22 protein-coding genes are annotated in these 20187 nt (G+C 66.4%); 15 read left to right on the top strand and 7 right to left on the bottom strand.

Features of this window, described 5'->3' with window-relative positions; all coding sequences use genetic code 11:
- Window positions 1-317 precede the first annotated feature (317 nt).
- Window positions 318-1721: a Do family serine endopeptidase gene (locus GGC30_RS11320; protein ID WP_153924123.1), complete on the top strand. Its 1404-nt coding sequence runs from the start codon at window positions 318-320 to the stop codon at window positions 1719-1721.
- A gap of 4 nt (window positions 1722-1725) precedes the next feature.
- Here the strand turns inward: GGC30_RS11320 and GGC30_RS11315 are convergent, their stop codons facing one another.
- Entirely contained in the window at window positions 1726-2148 is a 423-nt protein-coding gene (locus GGC30_RS11315) for a VOC family protein (protein ID WP_153924116.1), read from the bottom strand.
- 74 nt (window positions 2149-2222) lie between these two features.
- Between GGC30_RS11315 and GGC30_RS11310 the strand changes: the two genes are divergently transcribed.
- From GGC30_RS11310 to GGC30_RS11280, 7 genes are all read left to right on the top strand, one after another.
- Complete coding sequence (locus tag GGC30_RS11310) at window positions 2223-3539, top strand: replication-associated recombination protein A (RefSeq protein ID WP_153924114.1); 1317 nt, start codon at window positions 2223-2225, stop codon at window positions 3537-3539.
- A gap of 71 nt (window positions 3540-3610) precedes the next feature.
- Window positions 3611-4054: a hypothetical protein gene (locus GGC30_RS11305; RefSeq protein ID WP_153924112.1), complete on the top strand. Its 444-nt coding sequence runs from the start codon at window positions 3611-3613 to the stop codon at window positions 4052-4054.
- A gap of 39 nt (window positions 4055-4093) precedes the next feature.
- A complete protein-coding gene (locus tag GGC30_RS11300; RefSeq protein WP_370451960.1) occupies window positions 4094-4816 on the top strand; it encodes an RluA family pseudouridine synthase in 723 nt (240 codons plus the stop codon).
- 64 nt (window positions 4817-4880) lie between these two features.
- Entirely contained in the window at window positions 4881-5369 is a 489-nt protein-coding gene (locus GGC30_RS11295; RefSeq protein ID WP_153924110.1) for a hypothetical protein, read from the top strand.
- Window positions 5370-5409: 40 nt separating this feature from the next.
- Window positions 5410-5805 carry a fluoride efflux transporter CrcB gene (gene crcB, locus GGC30_RS11290; protein ID WP_153924108.1) on the top strand — a complete coding sequence of 132 codons (396 nt, stop codon included), beginning with the start codon at window positions 5410-5412 and terminating at the stop codon, window positions 5803-5805.
- The gene (locus GGC30_RS11285) at window positions 5802-6827 is read left to right on the top strand and encodes an RluA family pseudouridine synthase (protein WP_153924107.1); all 1026 of its coding nucleotides are present in this window, start codon (window positions 5802-5804) and stop codon (window positions 6825-6827) included. The genes crcB and GGC30_RS11285 overlap by 4 nt, the downstream gene beginning before the upstream one ends.
- Entirely contained in the window at window positions 6824-7588 is a 765-nt protein-coding gene (locus GGC30_RS11280) for an ATP12 family chaperone protein (RefSeq protein WP_153924105.1), read from the top strand. Before GGC30_RS11285 ends, GGC30_RS11280 begins: the two co-directional genes overlap by 4 nt.
- Before the next feature lie 9 nt (window positions 7589-7597).
- Here the strand turns inward: GGC30_RS11280 and GGC30_RS11275 are convergent, their stop codons facing one another.
- Window positions 7598-8377, bottom strand: a complete 780-nt coding sequence (locus tag GGC30_RS11275; protein WP_153924103.1) for a pseudouridine synthase — start codon at window positions 8375-8377, stop codon at window positions 7598-7600.
- Window positions 8378-8656: 279 nt separating this feature from the next.
- Here GGC30_RS11275 and GGC30_RS11270 point away from each other — a divergent pair, with 279 nt between their 5' ends.
- A complete protein-coding gene (locus tag GGC30_RS11270; RefSeq protein ID WP_228763712.1) occupies window positions 8657-9148 on the top strand; it encodes a hypothetical protein in 492 nt (163 codons plus the stop codon).
- Here the strand turns inward: GGC30_RS11270 and GGC30_RS11265 are convergent, their stop codons facing one another.
- Window positions 9149-9784 carry a DUF938 domain-containing protein gene (locus GGC30_RS11265; RefSeq protein ID WP_153924101.1) on the bottom strand — a complete coding sequence of 212 codons (636 nt, stop codon included), beginning with the start codon at window positions 9782-9784 and terminating at the stop codon, window positions 9149-9151. It abuts the gene before it with no gap.
- Window positions 9785-9980: 196 nt separating this feature from the next.
- Between GGC30_RS11265 and GGC30_RS11260 the strand changes: the two genes are divergently transcribed.
- Together GGC30_RS11260 and GGC30_RS11255 are read left to right on the top strand one after the other, a co-directional pair.
- Entirely contained in the window at window positions 9981-11828 is a 1848-nt protein-coding gene (locus GGC30_RS11260) for a phosphoenolpyruvate carboxykinase (GTP) (protein ID WP_228763711.1), read from the top strand.
- A 48-nt stretch (window positions 11829-11876) separates the two neighbouring features.
- A complete protein-coding gene (locus GGC30_RS11255) occupies window positions 11877-12890 on the top strand; it encodes an NAD(P)/FAD-dependent oxidoreductase (protein ID WP_370451959.1) in 1014 nt (337 codons plus the stop codon).
- Here GGC30_RS11255 and GGC30_RS11250 read toward each other — a convergent pair.
- Window positions 12887-13621 carry a TonB family protein gene (locus GGC30_RS11250; protein WP_153924099.1) on the bottom strand — a complete coding sequence of 245 codons (735 nt, stop codon included), beginning with the start codon at window positions 13619-13621 and terminating at the stop codon, window positions 12887-12889. The two genes, GGC30_RS11255 and GGC30_RS11250, sit on opposite strands and share 4 nt — an antisense overlap.
- A 166-nt stretch (window positions 13622-13787) precedes the next feature.
- On the opposite strand from GGC30_RS11250, the gene GGC30_RS11245 reads away from it, so the two are divergent.
- A complete protein-coding gene (locus GGC30_RS11245; RefSeq protein ID WP_055754840.1) occupies window positions 13788-14585 on the top strand; it encodes a transglycosylase SLT domain-containing protein in 798 nt (265 codons plus the stop codon).
- An 88-nt stretch (window positions 14586-14673) separates the two neighbouring features.
- Entirely contained in the window at window positions 14674-15813 is a 1140-nt protein-coding gene (locus tag GGC30_RS11240; protein ID WP_153924097.1) for a DUF2336 domain-containing protein, read from the top strand.
- Between the two features lie 118 nt (window positions 15814-15931).
- On the opposite strand, the gene GGC30_RS11235 is transcribed toward GGC30_RS11240, so the two are convergent.
- The 3 genes from GGC30_RS11235 to GGC30_RS11225 all read right to left on the bottom strand — a co-directional run bounded on the left by GGC30_RS11235 (window position 15932) and on the right by GGC30_RS11225 (window position 18420).
- Window positions 15932-16408: a hypothetical protein gene (locus GGC30_RS11235; protein WP_055754927.1), complete on the bottom strand. Its 477-nt coding sequence runs from the start codon at window positions 16406-16408 to the stop codon at window positions 15932-15934.
- A gap of 61 nt (window positions 16409-16469) precedes the next feature.
- Entirely contained in the window at window positions 16470-17222 is a 753-nt protein-coding gene (locus tag GGC30_RS11230; protein ID WP_153924095.1) for an NAD kinase, read from the bottom strand.
- 73 nt (window positions 17223-17295) lie between these two features.
- Window positions 17296-18420 (bottom strand): DUF2336 domain-containing protein, encoded by a 1125-nt coding sequence (locus GGC30_RS11225; protein WP_153924093.1) that lies wholly within the window; start codon window positions 18418-18420, stop codon window positions 17296-17298.
- A 172-nt stretch (window positions 18421-18592) separates the two neighbouring features.
- Here GGC30_RS11225 and GGC30_RS11220 point away from each other — a divergent pair, with 172 nt between their 5' ends.
- Window positions 18593-19357 (top strand): class II aldolase/adducin family protein, encoded by a 765-nt coding sequence (locus GGC30_RS11220; RefSeq protein WP_055754843.1) that lies wholly within the window; start codon window positions 18593-18595, stop codon window positions 19355-19357.
- A 35-nt stretch (window positions 19358-19392) separates the two neighbouring features.
- A complete protein-coding gene (locus GGC30_RS11215) occupies window positions 19393-20127 on the top strand; it encodes a hypothetical protein (RefSeq protein ID WP_228763710.1) in 735 nt (244 codons plus the stop codon).
- Window positions 20128-20187: the final 60 nt, after the last annotated feature.

The raw sequence follows: 20187 nt of genomic DNA, 5'->3' as shown, positions 1-20187 counted from the left end.
GGGTGGTCGAGGCCTGCTGCGCCAGGGCGGCCGGGGCGGTCGAGGCCAATAGGAGGGCGAGGCCGAGTGGAGCGGCGCGCAGGCAAGAACGGATCATCGAGGACTCTTCAGGCGACTGGGGGAGCCGCGACAGTCCGACGCAGGGTGCAAGGCGTCAAGGTCGAAGACGTTGACAATCTTGCGTTCGCCGCCGGGCGGAACGGCCTGTCCCGCTTTTCCGTTGATGCCGCGCACACGCCTTGATCCGGCCCGAAACCGGGTGCGGAATGGCGTCATTCTACGCTTGCCAGTCCCGGATGCCCCAGTTTCGGATGCCCATGAAGACCCGATCGATCGTGCTCGCCGCCGCCTTCGCCCTGTCGGCGTGCGGCAATCCCTCGAATTCAAAGGCGCAGGAGGGCGAGTTCGCACAGCCGACACGAACTGCCCCGGCCGATGCGGCGGGAATGAAGTCCAGCTTCGCGCCCGTGGTGCGATCGGCGGCGCCGGCTGTGGTCAATATCTCGGCGCGCAGTGTGCAGCGGGTGCAGGCTGATCCCTTCTTCCAATTCTTCGGCGGCGGCATTCCCCAGGCGCGGGTGGCGGAATCAGTCGGTTCTGGCGTCATCGTCCGTTCGGACGGGATCGTGGTGACCAACAACCACGTCATCGACGGCGCCCAGCAGATCAAGGTCGTGCTGAACGACCGGCGCGAGTTTCCCGCCACCGTCATTCTGGCCGACGAGCGCAGCGACATCGCCGTGCTGAGGCTGGAGAACGTCAGCGACCGGTTGCCGGTGCTGGCCATCGACGATCAGGAAGAGCAGCAGGTCGGCGATCTGGTCCTGGCCATCGGCAATCCGTTCGGCGTGGGTCAGACGGTGACGAACGGCATCATTTCGGCTCTGAACCGGACCGAGACCGGCATTTCCGACAGCGGGTCCTTCATCCAGACCGATGCGGCCATCAATCCCGGCAACTCGGGCGGGGCGCTGGTGGACATGGACGGCGACCTGATCGGCATCAACACCGCCATCTTTTCGCGCTCGGGCTCCTCGGCCGGGGTCGGGTTCGCGGTGCCGGCGGCCATGGTCAAGCGGGTGGTCGACAGCGCAGTGGGCGGCGCGACGGCTGTGGTTCGGCCGTGGCTGGGCGTGAAGGGCGATACTGTGACTGGCGACATCGCCGGCAGCCTGGGCCTGAGCCGACCGCAGGGGCTGGTCGTCACCGACGTCTACGCAAACGGTCCGGCCGCGCGCGCCGGCATTCGTCAGGGCGACGTCATCACCGCCGTCGATGGTCAGGAGATCAACGACCAGAACGGGCTGAACTACCGCGTCGGCTCGCGCAATCCGAACGATCAAGTGCAGGTGTCCATCCTGCGCGACGGTCGGGCGCAGACCGTGACGGCGCGGGTTCAGACCCTGCCGGGCGACGCCGATCCGAAGCAAGGGGTGACGATCCAGTCCGGCCCCTTCGCCGGCGCCGAGGTCGTCGCGCTCAGCCCTGCTCTGGCAGACCGCCTGGGCGGCGATCCGTTCGCGACGGGCGTCATCGTGACCGGCGTGTCCGGGCGCGGCTATGCGGCGCGTGCGGGATTCCGTCAGAACGATCTGATCGTCAGCATCAATGGCCGCGCCATCGGCTCGGCCCGCGATGTCGAGGCCGCCAGTTCCGGTCGCGGCCCGTGGGAGGTCGTCGTCAACCGTGGCGGCCGTCAGATTCGCGGCGTGCTGAGATAGGTCGTCAGGCCTTCGTCGGCCCGCCGATCGACCAGGTGTGGCCGAAGGGGTCGCGCAGGACGCCGTAGCGGTCGCCCCAGAACTGATCGGCCATGTCCAGCACAGGTTCCGCGCCGCCGACGATCATGGCGCGCGTCCACCAGGCGTCGGGATCAGCGACCTGAAGATGCAGGGTCACGCCGGCGGGCCGCACATCCTGCGAACCGCCGTATTCTGGAAATTCGTCATTCAACATGACGCTGGCGCCGTTGATCCTCAGGTGGGCGTGCATCAGCCGCTCGCCGTCGTCGGCGAGACGGCGGTCCAACACCTCGGCCCCGAAGGCGATGATATAGAAATCGATCGCCGCAGAGGCGCCGCGCGACGGGATGGTAAGGTGGGGTGTCACGCCAGAAGTCGGACCCTGGTTCGGATTGGCGTCGGTCATGGTGCGGTCTCCGTGGCGGTTCGCCATACTAACGCGTGAAAAGCCTTTGGCGAACGCCTACATAGGTCGCACCCATGAGCGACCTGTTCGAAGCCTCCGGCATTCTGCCCCCCGACGCCCCCTTGGCCGACCGCCTGCGTCCGCGCACGCTGGACGAGGTGGTGGGGCAGGATCATCTGCTGGGGCCAGGCGGGCCGATCCGGCGCATGATCGAGGCGGGGCGGTTGGGGTCGATGATCCTGTGGGGACCGCCGGGGACGGGCAAGACCACGATCGCGCGCCTGCTGGCCCAGGCCGCGGGCTATGAGTATCAGGCTATCAGCGCGGTGTTTTCGGGCGTCGCCGATCTGAAGAAGGCGTTCGAGGCGGCGCGGATGCGGCGTGCGGCCGGACAGAGCACGCTGCTGTTCGTCGATGAGATCCACCGCTTCAACCGCGCCCAGCAGGACGGCTTTTTGCCGTTCGTCGAGGCAGGCGTGGTGACCCTGGTCGGGGCCACGACGGAGAACCCCAGCTTCGAGTTGAACGGCGCCTTGCTGTCGCGCAGTCAGGTCTATGTGCTGAAGCGGCTGGACGACGCGGCATTGGATCAGCTGCTGAGCCGGGCCGAGACGCATATGGACCGGACCCTGCCGCTGACGCCGGAGGCCCGGCAGGCGATGCTGGCCTTGGCCGACGGCGACGGGCGGTATCTGCTGACCATGTCGGAGGTGCTGTTCGACCTGCCTGAAGGCGAAAAGCTGGACGTGCAGGGACTGGCGGGCGTCCTGCAACGCCGGGCGCCCGCCTACGACAAGTCGAGAGAAGAACACTACAACCTCATATCCGCCCTGCATAAATCGGTTCGGGGATCCGACCCCGACGCAGCGCTCTATTGGCTGGCGCGCATGCTGAACGGGGGGGAGGATCCGCTTTATCTGGCGCGTCGGATCGTGCGGATGGCGGTCGAGGACATCGGCGAGGCCGATCCGCTGTCGATCCTGGTCGCCAACGCGGCCAAGGACACCTACGATTTCCTGGGGAGTCCCGAGGGCGAACTGGCTCTAGCTCAGGCGGTGGTGCATCTGGCGACGGCGCCCAAGTCGGTCGGGGTCTATGAGGCGTTCAAGGCGGCAAAGAAGGCGGCCTATGAGACGGGCTCGCTTATGCCCCCCGCCCATATCCGCAATGCCCCGACCAAGCTGATGAAGTCGCTGGGCTACGGTAAGGGCTATCAATACGACCCCGACACGCCCGAGGGCTTCTCCGGCGCGAACTTCTTCCCCGACGAGATGGACCGTCGCACCTTCTACAAGCCGAAGGGCGAGGGCCACGAAGAGAAGGTCAAGGCGCGCTTGGGGCGCTGGGCCGAAATGCGAGCACGGCTAACGGTGGACGCGTCCGGCGACTGACTGAACGCCGTTCATTGTCGCCAATCGACAACGCGGTTAGCGTTCCGGCCTGACATCCTTGGGAGGGGACGATGATCGAGACGGTGAAAACGCCCTGGCATCTGTGGCTGGTGGGCGTGTTGTCTTTGTTGTGGAATGGGTTCGGCGCGTTAGACTTCATCCAGACCACGACGCGGGGTGAGGCCTACATGCGGGCGGCGGGTTTCGACGACGCCATGGTTGCCTATTACCAGGCCATGCCCGGCTGGATGTATGTGCCGTGGACGCTGGGGGTCTGGGGTGCGGTGATCGGTTCGGTGATGCTGCTTTTGCGCCGGCGCTGGGCGGTTCCGGCTTTCGGCCTGTCGTTATTGGGCGCGTTGATCAGCCTGATCTATAGCAAGCTGATCGATCCTCCGCCGCCGGCGCCGCCCGAACTGGCGGCCATGAGCTGGATGCCCATCATCATCCTGCTGATTGCGATTCTGCTGTTTGGTTATGGGTTCAATATGCGCAAACGCGGCGTGCTGCGCTGATGGGCTGACGCAGGGCGCGCCGTCGCGTATGGACGCGCCGTGACCCGCGTTCCTGCCGATCTTTCATCCGATGATATCGCCGCCGTTCGGTCGTGGGTGATCCACGAGGATGCGCACGTCATCGCCTTCTCAAAGCCGCCGGGCCTGTCCAGCCAGGGCGGGCGGATCAAGGCCCATACGCTGGACGACCTGCTTTGGGCGTTCGCGCGCTCAAACGGCAAGCGGCCGGAGTTGGTGCATCGGCTGGACCGCGACACCTCGGGTGTGATCTTGGCGGCCAAGACCAAGCCGGCGGCGAGTTTTCTGGGTAAGGCGTTGCAGATGCGGCGTTTCAGAAAACAGTATCTGGCCCTGCTGTCGGCGGCGCCTGAGCCCAAGGCGGCGACCATCGACGCGCCGCTGCGTCGCGAAGAGATCGGGCGCGAGAGCTATATGCGGGTCGTCGCCTTTGACGCGCCGGGCGCGCAAGGGTCGCAGAGCCGCTATCGGACCCTGGCCGCGGGGCCGGAAGGGGCCGTGGTCGAGCTGGAGCCGCTGACCGGGCGAATGCATCAGTTAAGGGTGCATATGGCCCATATCGGTCGGCCGTTGATCGGGGATGTGCGTTACGGCGGCGCTTTGACCACGCCCTTTGGACCTGCGCAGCGTCTGATGCTGCATGCCGCCAAACTGACCTTTCCGCATCCCGAGGGTGGGACGACGACGGTCGAAGCGCCGCCGCCCGAGGATTTCGCGAAGCTGAGGACGGCGTTGGGTCTCTAGGTCACCGGCGCTTCAGGGAACGCCGTGCGCGTTTTGGCGCTATGTCGTTGAAAGGATACCTCTGATGAAGCGTCTCGCCCTCGCCCTGACCGGTCTTTCCGCCCTGGCCCTGACCGCCTGCGCCAGCTTGGCGCCCTATGGCGCCCAGATGGGGCCGAACGGGCAGGGGTATTCCGAGCAGCGGATCGAATCCAATCGCTACCGTGTCACCTACAACGGCGTCGGCGCGGCGGGCCCTGTCGCCGATTGGGCGCTGGTGCGCGCCGCCGACCTGACCACCGAACAAGGCTACGACTGGTTTGAGGTGACGCAGAGCTGGACCGATGGTAGGCCGGGTGGCGCAGGCGGCGTCAGCCCGAGCGTCTCCATCGGCGGCGGCAGCAGCCGATATGGTGGCTATTCGGCGTCTGGCGTCGGCGTGGGCGTTGGTCTGAACTTCAGCGGACCGCAGCCGACTTCGACGACGCTGGAAGTCGTTCTGGGACGCGGCCAGAAGCCCGATCGTCCGAACGCCTATGACGCACGTTCGGTGCAGAGCTCCATCCCGCGCTGACCATCGCTTTCGGCGCGGGCGGCGTATATATCGCCGCACGATGACACGTTTTCTTCTCGTTGCGGCAGGCGGGGCGATCGGCTCCATGGCGCGCTATGGCCTGGGCCTCGCCGCCGGGCGGCTCGCGCCCAATGCCGGCTGGCCCGTGGCCACCTTCGCCGCCAACGTCGCCGGCGGTCTGCTGATGGGTTTGCTCGTCGGCTGGCTGGCGTTCCGGGGCGGGGCGCAGCAGGAGATGGTGCGCCTGTTCGCCGCCGTCGGCGTGTTGGGCGGGTTCACGACCTTTTCGTCCTATTCGCTGGAAGCGGTGCAGATGATCGAGCGCCGCCAGATCGGCCTGGCCGCCGCCTATGTGATCGGCTCGGTGGTTTTGGCCATCGCGGCACTGTTCGTCGGCCTGATGGTCGCCCGCCGCACCTTTGGAGTTTCCGCTTGACCGATCAGCCGCCCGCAGCCGACGCGCCCAAGCGCGAAGTCCTGACGATCTATGTCGCCGAGGATGAGGACGGCATCCGGCTGGATCGCTGGTTCCGTCGGCGTTGGCCGCATCTGTCCAACATCCAGGTGCAGAAGATGGCCCGTAGCGGCCAGATCCGCGTGGACGGCGCCCGCATCAAACCCGAAGGCCGGCTGACCGCCGGCGCCGCCGTGCGCGTGCCGCCGATCCCCGACGACACCTCTCGCCAGGCCGGGGACGCCCACACCCTGTCCGAAAGGGACATCGCCTTCGCCAAGTCGCTGGTGCTTTACGAAGACGACATGGTGATCGCCCTGAACAAGCCGCATGGCCTGGCGGTGCAGGGCGGGACCAAGACGAGCCGTCACGTGGACCGTCTGCTGTCGGCCTGGGGCGAGGGATTGGAGCGACCGCGCCTGGTCCACCGGCTGGACCGCGACACCTCGGGCGTCCTGCTGCTGGGCAAGGGGCCGGAGGCGGCCAAGCGACTGGCGGGCGCCTTTGCGCGGCGGCAGGCCAAGAAGACCTATTGGGCCATCGTCATCGGCAATCCGAAACCCTATTCGGGTCAGATCGACATGCCGCTGAAGAAGACCGGCATCAACGACTTCGAAATGATGCGACCGGCCGAGCGCAAGGACCCGCGCGCCGAACCGGCCGAAACAGCGTTCTCGACCATCAGCCGCGCCTCGCACCGGGCGTCATGGATGGCGCTGCGCCCCTTCACAGGCCGGACGCATCAGCTCCGCGCCCATATGGCGGGGATCGGCCATCCGATCCTGGGCGATCCGAAATACGGCGACGAGAAATCGCGCGAACTGTCAGGCCCCCTGAAGCTGCAACTTCACGCCCGCAGCATCGAACTGGACCACCCGCGCGGCGGCGTTCTCAAGGTCACCGCTCCCTTGAGCCCCGAGATGAAAGCCGGCTTCGCCCACTTCGGCTTCTCCGAGGACGAGGCCGAAGACGATCCCTTCCTGGGTGTGAAGAGACTCCGATGAGCCATATCCCGCCGCTCGACCCCATGGTCGCCGCTCGCAAAGGGTTCCGCGAGACAGAACACCGCATCTCCCGCTTCTGGACCGAGGCTGGCGTCGGGCCGCATGCGGACGGTGGCTGGGCCGTGCTTTTGGACGGGCGCACGCCAAAGACGCCGGACAAGGCGGCGCTGGTCTTGCCGACGCAGGCTGCGGCGCAGTTGGTCGCCGACGAATGGGCGGCGCAAGGGCAGTTTCTGGATCCGTCGACCATGTCGGCGACCCGGCTGGCCTCGACCGCCATCGATCGGATCGGTCAGGCGCGCGAGCCGGTGGCGGACGAGATCGCGGCCTATGCCGGATCGGACGTGGTCTGCTATCTGGCCGAACATCCGACGCCGCTGGTCGAGCGCCAGGCGCGGGAATGGGGGCCGTGGCGCGATTGGGCCGCGCGCGAGATGGGCGTGGCGCTGCAGCCGGTTGAAGGCATCGTGCATCGACCGCAATCACCTGACGCCATTGCGCGGGTCAAGACGCATGCGCTGTCGCTGGACGACTTCCGCCTGACGGGGCTGGCGACGGCAGTGCCGCTGCTGGGGTCGGCCGTGCTGGCCCTAGCGGTTGAGCAGGGCGCGTTGGGTGGCGGGGCAGCGTTCGACCTGTCGCGGATCGACGAGCTGTTCCAGGAAGAGCAGTGGGGCGTGGACGCGGAGGCCGCCGAGCGCACCGAGGCGCGCCGTGAGGAGGCCCAACTGCTGGACCGGTGGTTCAGAGCGCTCGATTAGGGCGCTCGATTAGGGCGCTGGAGGCGTCGTCGAGGCGGCGATCAGCATCGCGCGTTCCTGATCGGTCAGGTGACGCCAGCGACCCTCGGGCAGGTCGCCCAGTTCCAGCGGGCCGATGCGGATGCGATAAAGATCCACGACTTCCAGACCGACCAGTTCGCACATGCGGCGGATCTGGCGATACTTGCCCTCGGTCAGGACGAAGCGAAGGCGTTGCGGTTCGATCTGGGTGACGCGGGCGGGCTTCAGGGGCTTGTCGTTCAGCGACAAGCCGTGGCGCAGCTTGCCGAGCTTGCCTTCGGTGATCTGGCCTTGGACGACGACCAGATATTCCTTGTCCAATTCCGACGCCGGGCCGATCACCGCCTTGGCGACGACGCCGTCCGACGACAGAAGCAACAGGCCGCGCGAATCTTCGTCCAGCCGACCGATGGGGGGCAGGGAGGCGTCGCGGGCAGGCGTCTCGCCCTCGCCGATACGATTGGGCGTCTTCAGCAGTCGCACGGCCGGGATCTTGCCGGGATCGGGCTGGCCCGAGACATAACCGATCGGCTTGTGCAGCACCAGGGTCATGCCCGTCGCCAAGGCCGCCTGGGCGGTGTCGTTCAGGGTCAGGGTTTCGCCCGGTTGAATCTTTCGGCCGGCGTCGCTGATCGTCTCGCCATCGATGGAGACCAGACCATTGGCGATCAGGGTATCGGCCTCGCGCCGCGAACAGACGCCCGTCTGGCCCAGCCACTTGTTCACGCGAACAGGTTCGTCGCCGTCATAGATGCGGGTGAAGGCCATGCGATTCCGTCGTGCAGTCGATGCGGCTGTCTAGAGCCGGGTGGGATCGCGAGCAAGCGGATCGCCGTTTTCAGGATTAGCAAGGCCGGTCCGTTTGAACTGGCAGGTTGATCCAGACGGGATCGTCACTATATCTGCCTGCATTCCACAAATGATCCAGAGTGCGGGACGACACGCGTCGGACCCGTCGATTTTCATTTTTCTGGTCATCGGCGTGGGTGGTTCGACAGCGTCGCTTGTCGGATCTGGATCAGTATTGAAACATCTCAAGGAGACGTCTTGTTCGCTCAAAACAAATCTTCCGCAGGCCCCCGTCGCACCGGTTACAACCGTCCTGTTCCCACCCGTCTGCGCATGGGGCTGGTGATGCGGCGTGACATGGCGTTCGGCGAGTTGGGCGACGTGGAGGGCGCGTTGCGGGCCGAAGGCGTGGGCTTGGCCCCGATCTCGACGGGCGACGCCAGTTTGATCGCCGGCGGCGTGACCGTACTGGCCACCGCAACGGCCAAGGACATCGCCGAAGGCCGTCTGAAGGGTTTGGTCGTTCCGGGCGGTTCGACGGATGAGGCGTCGTTGGCGGCCGTGCGGTCGCTGATCGATCTGGCGCGCGCCAACGGTCTGACGGTCATCGCCTTCGCGGACGGCGTTGCGCTGGCGGCCGACAGCTTCGGCTTATCGGCCCAGGCTGAGGGCGCGGTGTTCAAGGACGGGGGGGTGACCCTCCTGAACGAGCGGGCCGAACTGTCCAAGCTGGTCGGCGCGATCGTGTGATCAGACGGCGCGGAACAGCAGGATGAGGTTGTTCGCCGGCATCTGAACCCGCAGCGTGGCCGCAAGGCTATGCGAGCGGGCCAGGGTCTCAACCGCTTCGCGATCACGCAGACCCCATTCTACGTTTCGCGCCTTCAGGCTGGCGTCGAAGGCCGCGTTCGACTCCGCCAGCGGAACCTCGGCCTCGCGGTAGGGGCCATAAAGCGCCAGCAGGCCGCCGGGCCGTCGCAAGACCCGACCGGCCAGATCCATCAGCCCCTCGGTCGCCGACCAGGGGCTTATGTGCGTCATGTTCGCACAATACAGGGCGTCAAACATGTCGGACGGCCATGTCGTGTGATCGCCGGCGTCGAGCGCCAACGGCGGCTTCAGGTTCGACAGATCGAGCTGGCGGCTCCAGGCGGTGATGCTTTCGCGGGCTTGATCGCTGGGGTCGCTGGGCGTCCAGTCCAGATCCGGCAGGGCGGCGGCGAAGGCGGCGGCGTGTTCGCCCGATCCGGACGCGATCTCGAGCACCGATCCACTCGCCGACAGGTGGGCGCGGAGCACGCTAAGAATCGCCTCGGCGTTGCGCCGCGCAGCGGGTGATGTCAGTGCGCCGTCCGGCAAGACGCTGATGGAGTCCAGGCTGTTCATTCCTCCCAAGTATCGTCGAAACGCGACGAACACATCTGCGATTTCTCACCGCGAAAGCCCGGTTGTTTGTGCATTTTTTGCGCAACTTGACGATCATCCAGGCCCGGCGCAATTCGCTTGTAACAGTGCGTGATCGTCACGCACTGAAGGCCACGACGGCGTCAGATCGTCGGACCTTTTCGCTCAGGAGACGCCCTTGTCCATTCTCACTACGCCCGGATTGCGTCTGGCGCCCACCGCCCATGCTGGGCTGATCGCCTGGGTCGAGCAGATCGCCGCCCTGACCAAGCCCGCTAAGGTCCATTGGTGCGACGGCTCCGAGGCCGAGAAAGAGGCCATCACCGCCGACTTGCTGGCCAAGGGCACGCTGAAGGCGCTGGATCAGACCAAGCGGCCGGGCTGCTACTACGCCGCCTCCGATCCCCGCGACGTCGCGCGCGTGGAGAGCCGCACCTTCATCTGCTCTGACGACGAGGCTGACGCCGGTCCGACCAACAACTGGGCCGATCCGATCGAGATGCGCGCCCGTCTAGACGGTCTGTTCGACGGCTGCATGGCCGGGCGGACGATGTATGTCGTCCCGTTCTGCATGGGCCCGCTAGGATCCGAGATTAGCGCCCTGGGCGTAGAGATCACCGACAGCGGCTATGTCGCGCTGTCGATGGGGGTGATGACCCGCATGGGTAAGCGGGCGCTGGATCAGTTGGGCGAAACGGGCGTCTTCGTGCCGGCCGTCCATACGCTGGGTGCGCCGCTGGCCGATGGTCAGGCTGACGTGGCCTGGCCCTGCAACGACGACAAATGGATCGTGCATTTCCCCGAGACGCGGGAAATCTGGTCCTATGGCTCGGGCTATGGCGGCAACGCCCTGTTGGGCAAGAAATGCTACGCCCTACGCATCGCCTCGATCATGGCTCGCGATGAGGGATGGCTGGCCGAGCATATGCTGATCCTCAAGCTGACGGATCCGAAGGGCAGGGCGAAATACGTCGCCGCCGCCTTCCCCAGCGCCTGCGGCAAGACCAACCTGGCCATGCTGCAGCCCAGCCTGCCGGGCTGGAAGGCCGAGACCATCGGCGACGACATCGCCTGGATGCGGTTCGGCGATGACGGGCGACTGTATGCGGTCAATCCTGAGGCCGGCTTCTTCGGCGTCGCGCCCGGCACCAGCCGCAACACCAATCACAATGCGCTGGAGACCCTGGCCTCCAACACCATCTTCACCAACACCGCCCTGACCAACGATGGCGATGTCTGGTGGGAGGGTCTGACCAAGGAGACGCCCGAAGGTCTGACCGACTGGAAGGGCCGTCCGCACGATCCCGCGTCCGGCGAACCCGCCGCGCACCCCAACGCCCGTTTCGCGGCGCCCGCCAGCCAATGCCCGGCCATCGCGCCGGAGTGGGAAGATCCCAAGGGCGTGCCGATCGACGCGATCCTGTTCGGCGGCCGCCGCGCCAGCGCAGTGCCGCTGGTGACCGAAGCCTTCGATTGGGAGCACGGCGTCTTCATGGGCTCGACAGTGGCGTCCGAGGGCACCGCAGCGGCCGAGAACAAGGTGGGCGAACTGCGCCGCGATCCCTTCGCCATGCTGCCGTTCTGCGGCTACAACATGGGCGACTATTTCGCCCACTGGCTGAAGATGGGGCAGGGCCGAGACGCCTCGAAACTGCCGCGCATCTTCTTCGTCAACTGGTTCAGAAAGGATCAGGACGGCCGCTTCGTCTGGCCCGGTTTCGGCGACAATGCGCGCGTGCTGAAGTGGATCAGCGAGCGCATCGACGGCGAGGCCGAGGCGGTCGATACGGCGGTCGGGCGCGTGCCGTCAGTCACGGCCTTGGACCTGTCAGGCCTGGACCTGACGCCGGCGCAGTTGTCGACCCTGCTGGACGTGGATGCGGCCGTCTGGGCCGAAGAGGCGGCGCTGATCCCCGACTTCTATCGCCAGTTCGGCGATCGACTGCCGACCGCCCTGTGGAACCAGCACGCGGCCCTGGTCGCGCGTTTGGATGACGCCGGCGCGGCCTCGATGGCGGCGGAATAGGCGAAAGCCATCTTGCAATAGGGGCGTCGCGGGTCGATCAGACGGCCCGTGACGTCTTCCTCTCCCATCGTGATTATCGGCGCGGGCGTGCTGGGCCTCTGCACGGCGTTCGAACTGCATCGGCGCGGGCGGACCGTGTTGGTGGTCGATCCGGGCGAGGTGAACGCCTCGCTCGTGGCTGCGGGGATGATCGCCCCGGCGATGGAATCGGCCATCGATGACGTGTCGCCCGATTATGCCCGGCTGTTTCGGGCGGGGCGCGACCTGTGGCCCGAGTTCGCTAACGCCGCCGGCATCGCTCTGGCACATCGACCCGCCGAATGGCGAGGCGGAGATGTGGGGGCGATGGAGGCGCGGTTGCGCGCGCTGGGCTTCGACGCGCGGCGCGATGGCGCCGGCGTCACGACCGATGACGATTATCAGGTCGAGCCAACACAGGCTCTGGCGGCGCTAAGGCGAGCGCTGGGTGACGCTGTCGTAGCCGGGACGGTGACGACGATCGCCCGCATCGATGGCGGCTGGCGGCTCGAAGTCGGTGATCGGTGGCTGGATGCGGAGGGGGTCGTGCTGGCCACCGGCGCCGGTGACGCCATCATTGGTCTGCCCGAGACCGCGCGCCGTTTGATCGAGGAGATTCAGCCGATCGGCGGACAGATCGGCGTGACAGCCGGACATCTTGTCGATCATGTTGTGCGCGGGCCGGGCGCCTATGTCGCGCCAATGGCCTCGGGTGCGGTCATCGGAGCGACGATGGAGCCTGGGCGGCGGGATACGGCGCCGGATGCCAAGGCGTCCGAACGCCTGACCCAGGCGGCTTGGGCTGCGCTGGGTCGGTCGCCTGAGCCGCTGTTTATCGAATGGCGCGTCGGCATTCGCGGCGCGACGGCGGATGGTCTGCCGCTCGCGGGCGCGGCGCCTGGTGAAGAGGGTCTGTTTATGGCCTTGGCGCCGCGTCGAAATGGCTGGTTGCTGGGGCCCTTGGTCGGCGCCGTGGTGGCCGATGCGATCGAGGGGCGGACGGCGTCGCCACAAGCCCGCGCCCTCGACCCTAGTCGGTTCTAGCCCTCCATCGCGAACCGGACGGTGAAGTTGACGGTCGCGCCGTCGACAGGCCGGCCGTCTACGGTGCGCGGGTTCATGCGGAACGACCGCGTCAGGCTCTGCGCGGCGCGGCCGAAGCCTTGGCCGCTGGGCGTTTCACCCACGACGCGACAGCCGGTCAGACCGCCATCGACCCGCACCACGCAGCTGAGGCTGGCGGAACCTGGCATGCCGTTCTCTGCGGCGCGGCTCGGATAGGCCCGCGCCATCTGAGCCGCCGACGGGCGGCTGGCCCAGGTCGGGTTGTTGATCACCGAGGGCGGGCGAGGCGGCGTCTCGACCGTCGCCGTGCCGCCTTCGACGCCGGTGGGCGCGGTGCTGACGATCACTTGTCCGGGCGGCGCCGTGTTCGTCAGATTCTCTGGCGGGGTGAGTGCGATTGTCGGCACATCGACAGGAACGGTCAGCGCCGGCTTATGGATTGGCGTCGGCGGGGCGGCCGTAACCGTGGGCGGAAGCGGCTTGGGCTCCGGCAGCCTTTGGAAGACGACATCGATGGGGTCGTCGGGCTTGATGGGTTGCGTCAGCCCGCTCAGCTCGAACCGTTGATTATAAAGCGCCACCCCCGCCGCAACGTGCAGGACCACGGAGACGCCGATAGCGCCCAGCATCCAGCGCGGGATGGGTTTCTTGCGTTCCCCGAAGTCGATCGGGCTGATCAAGCCGGGACCACCGGCAGCACGGATCATCATAAGGTCACTCCCTCGTTCACCGCCCCCGCAGCGCCCGTAACTGGAAGTTGAGCGCGCAGGTTGTGGCGGCTTTACGGCGAAGTTTTCCCGTTCGACGAAGGTCGAGGCGTTAACGCGGCTGTTAAGAATTAAGAGTTGGTTAACTACGTTCGCCGACCCTTCGCACATGGGTATCGGAGCGATTCCATCGACAGGCGGAGTAGAGGCGGCCATCCGGCGCGCGTCGAACGCCGTTGGCGTGGACTATGACTTCCTGGTCAAGACCGCGCGGCGCGAGAGCGCGATGAACCCGTCGGCCAAGGCCCCGACCTCGTCGGCCGCCGGCCTGTTTCAATTCATCGAACAGACTTGGCTGGGCACGGTCAAGCAGCACGGGGCCCAGCACGGCTACGGCCAATACGCCGACCTGATCCATCGCGGGTCGGACGGACGTTGGCGCGTCGAGGGTTCGGCGCGTAACGTGGTGCTGGACCTGCGGTTCGATCCCCATGCGGCCTCGACCATGGCGGCTGAGTTGACGGCGTCCAATGCCGCATATCTGCGCGGACGTACGGGCAAGGAACCGGGCGCAGGCGATCTGTATGCGGCTCATTTCCTGGGGCCGGCTGGGGCCGCCGGTTTGATGGAGGCGATGGATCGTAATCCGGGCGGCAGCGCCGCAGCGCTGTTCCCCGACGCTGCGCGGGCCAACCGCAGCATCTTCTATCGCAATGGACGCGCCGCCACGGTCGCCGAGGTCCACGCCAATCTGCAGCGCACGGCAGGCGAGGGCGCACCTGCCGCCGGAGCCGGCGAGACGAAATACGCCGTGCCGAACCTGAGCGACAAGGACCAGATGCTGGCCGCACGTCTGGATCGGCTGAAGCAGGATCAAGGCCTTCTGGCGCTATTGCTCGGTCAGGATGGATCATCCAGCAGCGGCTTCGGCGGCGCTTTCTCGCCAAATGGCAAGGAATCGACCTGAGTCGTTGCATTGCAACCGATGGTAAACCGCCCGTTAAGCATGGCAGTCTCATTCTGGGATCAACGTCCGATTCCATCACGAGCCGTCCATGACCGCCTTCCGCGCCCGCCTGACAGAAGTGGACATTCGACGCCTGATCAAGGCGACGGATGACGACGAGCGGGCCGAGGCGGCGCACAAGCTGTGCCGCAACATGGAGCGCGCGGAACTGAATGAGGACGACCGGGCGGCGGCGCAGAAAATCCTGCGTCTGCTGGCCAATGACGCCGCCGAACTGGTGCGTCGCGCTATGGCCGTGACGCTGAAGGCGTCCGATCTGATTCCCAATGACGTGGCGCGCAAACTGGCCGGCGATCTGGACAGCATCGCCCTGCCGATCATCGCCTCGTCGCCGGCGTTCAGCGACGAGGATCTGATCGAGATCGTGCGCGCCGGATCGGTCGTGCGTCAGGTCGCCGTGGCGGGGCGGGCGCGGGTGTCGCGCGATGTCGCGACGGTGCTGGCGGCCGAAGGCTGCGAGCAGTCGGTTCGCACCTTGGCGGCGAACGACAACGCCGACCTGTCTGAAGGGGCGCTGGCCACTGTCGTCGATCGTTTCGCCGAGGCGCCCGAAGTGCTGACCGCCGTGGCTTATCGCCAAGTCCTGCCGCTGCATGTCACCGAACGGTTGATCCAGTTGGCCAGCGAGGCGGTGCGCGAACATTTGATCAGCCATCACGCTGTGGCGCCGGAAACCGCGATCCGTCTGGCCCAATACTCTCGTGAGCGGATGACGGTCGATCTGGTCGATCAGGCCAGCGCCAGCGCCGATCTGGCGGCCTTCATGGCCCAGCTGAACGCCCGTCGCGTCCTGAACGCATCGCTGCTGCTGCGCGGACTGGCGCGGGGTCAGATGGCGATGTTCGAATATGGGCTGGCCGAACTGGCCAACACGCCCCATCACCGCGCCTGGCTGATGGTGCATGACGCCGGTCCGCTGGGGCTGAAGGCCATCTATGATCGCGCGGGTTTGCCGCCGCGCCTGTTCCAGGCCTTCCGCGCGGGCGTCGACACCTGGCGTGCGCTGGCGGCGGAGGGGATCGATACGTCGAGCGCCGATTTCCGCGATCAGATGCTGGAGCGGTTCCTGACCCAGCGTCCGGCCGTACTGCGCGACGATCTGGCCTATCTGATGGAGCGGCTGGATCAGTCGCCGTCGCTCAGCCTGACCGCCGCCAACGCGGCCTGATCCTGAGAGCCTGGCTCACGGCATCGACGAGCTACGAAGCGATTCGTCTCAACCGATCAGGCTCAAAGAAAAAGGCCCGCCGGACGCGACGGCCTTTCGCAAATGGCTGGAGGGACGGTCAGCCTGCGAGGTGATCTGCGACGCGGGCTTCCAGGGTCTCGGCGAGGGCGCGGCCGGTCGGATGTTCGTCGGTCTTGATCTGGTCGCGGACCACGGCGCGGATGGCGTCGATGTGGGCGTCCAGAATGGCGATGGGCGCGGTCATGCGGCGATCAGCGTCGTCCAGCATCTTGCACAGCGAACCAGCGATGCGCGTCACCAGCGGATATTCATAGGTCGTGCCCAAGCCCTTCAGATCATGAGCGCGGAAATATAGAGCCTCTGCAGTGACGGGGGTGTAGCCCTGCTCACGGATGTCGGCCTGCGCCTTGTCGAGCTTGACGATCTCGTCGTTCAGCCACTGGCCGAACTGGGCCGACATGGCTTTCAGCGCCTCCTCTGCACGAGCGATGGCGTCGGCGTTGATGCCGAAGCCGCCGCCGACCTTGAGCCGCAGCGAGTTGGTCGGAGGGGTGATCTGCGCCGGATTGCTCATGGCGGGCTCCATAGGACGTTCACGCCAAGATACGGTAGCGAGCTTAAGAAGCCGTGACCGATCAGTTCGCGAACTGTTCGGCCATCACCCGCTCGTCGAACGACCGGCCCGCATCGAAGAGCATGGTCAGGGTGACGTCACGACGCTCGCGCACCTCGACGCGGGCGACACGGCGGACCTCGAAGTTGTCGGCGGTCGCCGAGACCGGGCGTTTCTCGGCCTCCAGAACCTCGAACCGCACCTTGGCGCCGTGCGACAACAGCGCGCCGCGCCAGCGACGAGGTCGGAAGGCGCTGATCGGCGTCAGGGCCAGGATGCGGGCGTCCAATGGGATGATCGGGCCGTGCGCCGAAAGGTTATAGGCGGTCGATCCCGCAGGTGTCGCCACGAGGCAGCCGTCGCAGGATAGTTCTTCAAGCCGCACGCGTTCATCGACGGTGATCCGCAGCTTGGCCGACTGGCGTGTCTGGCGCAGCAGCGACACCTCGTTGATGGCCAGACCGGTGTGGACCTCGCCGCTTTCGGTCCAGGCGTCCATCTGCAGCGGGTGGATGACCGTCCTTTCGGCCGTCGCGATCCGCTCAAGCAGACCGTTGTCGTCGTAGTCGTTCATCAGAAAGCCGACCGATCCCCGGTTCATCCCATACACGGGCGTGCGCTGCCGCAGGTTGCCGTGCAGGGTTTCCAGCATCTGTCCATCCCCGCCCAAGGCCACGATCACATCGGCCTCGTTTTCGGGCACGGCGCCATAGCGGGCGATCAAGGCCTTGCGCGCCGCCTGGGCTTCGGGCCGGTCGCTGGCGACGAAGGCCAATCGGGGCGACGACGGCAGGGGAGAGGGGCTTGACTGAGTCACTTGGCGACGTGGCCCGAGCTTGGGCGCAGAGTCAAACGGTCGCGGGCTTGTGCATCATCTGATGGAAGGCGCGAGAGGCGGCGTGCGCGCTCATCGGCGTCGCCTTCCAGCCGCCGTCGGCAGGCATTCCGCCCGAAAGTTTGCGCACCTCGACCAAGAGGGAGGCGAAGACAGCCTTATCCACGCCCACGGCGATGCAGGCCAAATAAAGCGGCTCGGCGGTCGGCGCGCGGATGGCGTGATGCACCTGAGCCTCGCTGAAGCCGCCGAGAACCGCCAGCGTCTGTTCGAACAGTTCGAAACGCTGTTCTCGCAGCGCGCGGACCAGCAGACCGGGGCGCAGCTGGCCGGCGGCTTGAAGTTTTTCCACCAGTCGTCGTTCCGCGTCGATGCGTGCGCGATCCTCGGTCATCCGGGCGGACATGGCGCGCCATTCCGGGCTGCCGACAGCCTTCGCCGCCGCGTCCTGAACCGCCGCATTCAACTGGGCGTCGTCGATGCGGAAGCGTTCGCCGATCGACTGACGCAGAGCCTGGCCGACCCATTGATAAAGCTGCTGAGCCAGTTGTTCGTTCAGCCTGGGGTGACGCGTCAACGGGGCCCGTAGGCCCGCGATGCGGCGCGAATGATCGACCAGCTTGCGCATGGCGTCTTCGCCAATGTCGGCCGTACGGTTGGACGCCAGCGCCGTCATGGTGACGGGTTCGGCGCGATCGACGATCGTGTCCACGACCGGCCGCGCCAGCTGCGGGCGCCGGGCGACGGCGATTTGATGCTCCAGCGTCGCCTCGATCAGCAGGCGTATCAGGTCGGCGTTTTGAAGAAGCGGGCTGGAGGTGATGACCGGGCGGGCGATCTCGATCTCATCCAACGCCAGCATGTTGACCAGGGCAGGCGGCGCCCAGTCGACGCCCGCGATCCGTTCGGACAGGGCCAGTCGAATATCCCGCTCGGCCTGGGCTGTCAGAGCGAGGAAGATGTCGCTGAGCAGCGGCGCGACCTTGGGCGGCGGCGGATCGGATTCACACAGCGAGGTGACCTTCAGCAGCAGGCGCTGACGGTCGTCGGCCGAACGGCTGCTGGCCAGCGCCAGAAGCTCAGACACAGTCCGGTCGTCCCAGGCGTCGCGGGGCGGCTCCAGTTGAACGACAGACAAGGCGGCTCCCCGAACCGGCGACGATGCTTAACCATATGCTTGCGTGATGAAGACCGGGTTAAGCAAGGCCGCCGCAGGGGGTGACGTCACGTCAACGGCGGCTTGTCGGCTTGACGACGCGACCGCGCGGGGTGACGGTTTGTAAAAGCCCATCCAGAGGCAGGAGGAAATCATGGCGGACGGAACCAGTCCCTCGATCAAGTCGCGCGTGTCCGAAGCCGAATGGCAGGTCCGTGTCGAGCTGGCGGCCCTCTATCGGCTGGTCGCCTTGAACGGTTGGGACGACATGATCTTCACCCATATCTCGGCGCGCGTGCCCGGGCCGGAGCATCATTTCCTGATCAATCCCTACGGCTTCTACTTCGACGAGATCACGGCCTCGTCGCTAGTGAAGGTCGATCTGGAAGGGAACATCGTCCAGGACACGCCCTATTTCATCAATCCGGCGGGCTTCACCATCCACTCGGCCGTCCACGCCGCGCGCGAAGACGCCAAGTTCGTCATCCATCTGCATACAGTGAACGGCGTGGGCGTCGCCGCTCAGGCCGAAGGTTTGCTCCCCGTCAGTCAGAACGCGTGTTTACTACAGCATCAGGTTGCGTATCATGGGTACGAGGGGTTGGCCCTGAACCATGACGAACGCGAACGTCTGGTCGCCGACCTGGGGGACAAACCGCTGATGCTGCTGCGAAACCACGGCACGTTGGCGGTCGGGGAAACGGCGGCTCAGGCATGGATCGGCATCTTCTTCCTGGAGAGGGCCTGCGCGCAGCAGGTTGCGGCGTTGTCCGGCGGGCGCGAGCACATCTTGCTGGCGCCGGACGAGGCTCAGGCCGAGACCAAGGAGCAGGGGCGCGGCATCGGCTTCATCTCGTCGCTGGCCTGGCCGGGCGCTCTGCGACAGCTGGATCGCAAGTCGCCGGGCTACGACGCCTAATTCCCGTTGTCGCGGGGGCTCTGGCCCTCGCGGCATTGACGCCGATTGAAGTCGTCGCCGGCGCCTGGACCCAGCCGAAAGGCAAGGGCCAAGCGATCGTCAAATACGAGCGGCTGAGAGCCGACACGGGCTTCGACGCTGCTGGCCAGGAGCGTGATCTGCCTGGCCAGCGGCGCGACGCGACATTGGGTCTGTTCGCCGAATACGGCGTGGCGGATCGGCTGACGCTTCAGTTGAAGGCGGACTGGCAGGACGGCGAAGACGCCTTCGTCAACTACAGTGGGCGCGGCCCCATCGAGATCGGTGCGACCTGGCAGGTCTGGCGCGACGACCGGAACGCCGTCAGCCTTTACGGCGGCTATACCCAGGCCGGGGAGGGGCGCAACGCCGGCTATGCCGCGCTGGGCGTTGGCGATCACGATTGGGAGGCGCGAGTCTCGGTCGGCCGGTCCCTCGGCGACATGGGCGAGCGCTGGGGAATGGACGGCGCATTCGTCGAGCTTCAGGCCGCACGCCGTCTTCGCGACGGCCTACCGGATGAAACCCGCATCGACGCCACGGCGGGCGCCCGGATCAGCGAAGATTGGATGGTGCTGGGTCAGGCGTTCGGCGGCGCGGCCGACGGCGGCGCGCGCTGGCTGTCCCTGGAAGCCTCTGTCGTACGTGATTTTGGCGCGTGGAGCGTACAGGCCGGATGGAGACAAACCGTCGCAGGCCAGGAGATTCCCATCAGTCGCGGGCCCGTTCTTGCGATCTGGCGACGATTTTAGCGAAGATTTCTGCGACGGAAAATGTGATCCGGCACGTTACTGATACGTAACATTGCGCGC

Origin of the sequence: Brevundimonas sp. SPF441 (assembly GCF_009661015.1) — a bacterium.
Taxonomy (GTDB): domain Bacteria; phylum Pseudomonadota; class Alphaproteobacteria; order Caulobacterales; family Caulobacteraceae; genus Brevundimonas; species Brevundimonas vesicularis.
This window is presented reverse-complemented; position numbering and strand designations above follow the sequence as displayed.

Coding starts and splice junctions, on each gene's coding strand:
- GGC30_RS11245 (WP_055754840.1), top strand. CDS start 13,788: ATGGGTATCGGAGCGATTCCATCGACAGGCGGAGTAGAGGCGGCCATC.
- GGC30_RS11310 (WP_153924114.1), top strand. CDS start 2,223: ATGAGCGACCTGTTCGAAGCCTCCGGCATTCTGCCCCCCGACGCCCCC.
- GGC30_RS11220 (WP_055754843.1), top strand. CDS start 18,593: ATGGCGGACGGAACCAGTCCCTCGATCAAGTCGCGCGTGTCCGAAGCC.
- GGC30_RS11320 (WP_153924123.1), top strand. CDS start 318: ATGAAGACCCGATCGATCGTGCTCGCCGCCGCCTTCGCCCTGTCGGCG.
- GGC30_RS11240 (WP_153924097.1), top strand. CDS start 14,674: ATGACCGCCTTCCGCGCCCGCCTGACAGAAGTGGACATTCGACGCCTG.
- GGC30_RS11280 (WP_153924105.1), top strand. CDS start 6,824: ATGAGCCATATCCCGCCGCTCGACCCCATGGTCGCCGCTCGCAAAGGG.
- GGC30_RS11265 (WP_153924101.1), bottom strand. CDS start 9,784: ATGAACAGCCTGGACTCCATCAGCGTCTTGCCGGACGGCGCACTGACA.
- GGC30_RS11305 (WP_153924112.1), top strand. CDS start 3,611: ATGATCGAGACGGTGAAAACGCCCTGGCATCTGTGGCTGGTGGGCGTG.
- GGC30_RS11275 (WP_153924103.1), bottom strand. CDS start 8,377: ATGGCCTTCACCCGCATCTATGACGGCGACGAACCTGTTCGCGTGAAC.
- crcB (WP_153924108.1), top strand. CDS start 5,410: ATGACACGTTTTCTTCTCGTTGCGGCAGGCGGGGCGATCGGCTCCATG.
- GGC30_RS11250 (WP_153924099.1), bottom strand. CDS start 13,621: ATGATGATCCGTGCTGCCGGTGGTCCCGGCTTGATCAGCCCGATCGAC.
- GGC30_RS11235 (WP_055754927.1), bottom strand. CDS start 16,408: ATGAGCAATCCGGCGCAGATCACCCCTCCGACCAACTCGCTGCGGCTC.
- GGC30_RS11315 (WP_153924116.1), bottom strand. CDS start 2,148: ATGACCGACGCCAATCCGAACCAGGGTCCGACTTCTGGCGTGACACCC.
- GGC30_RS11295 (WP_153924110.1), top strand. CDS start 4,881: ATGAAGCGTCTCGCCCTCGCCCTGACCGGTCTTTCCGCCCTGGCCCTG.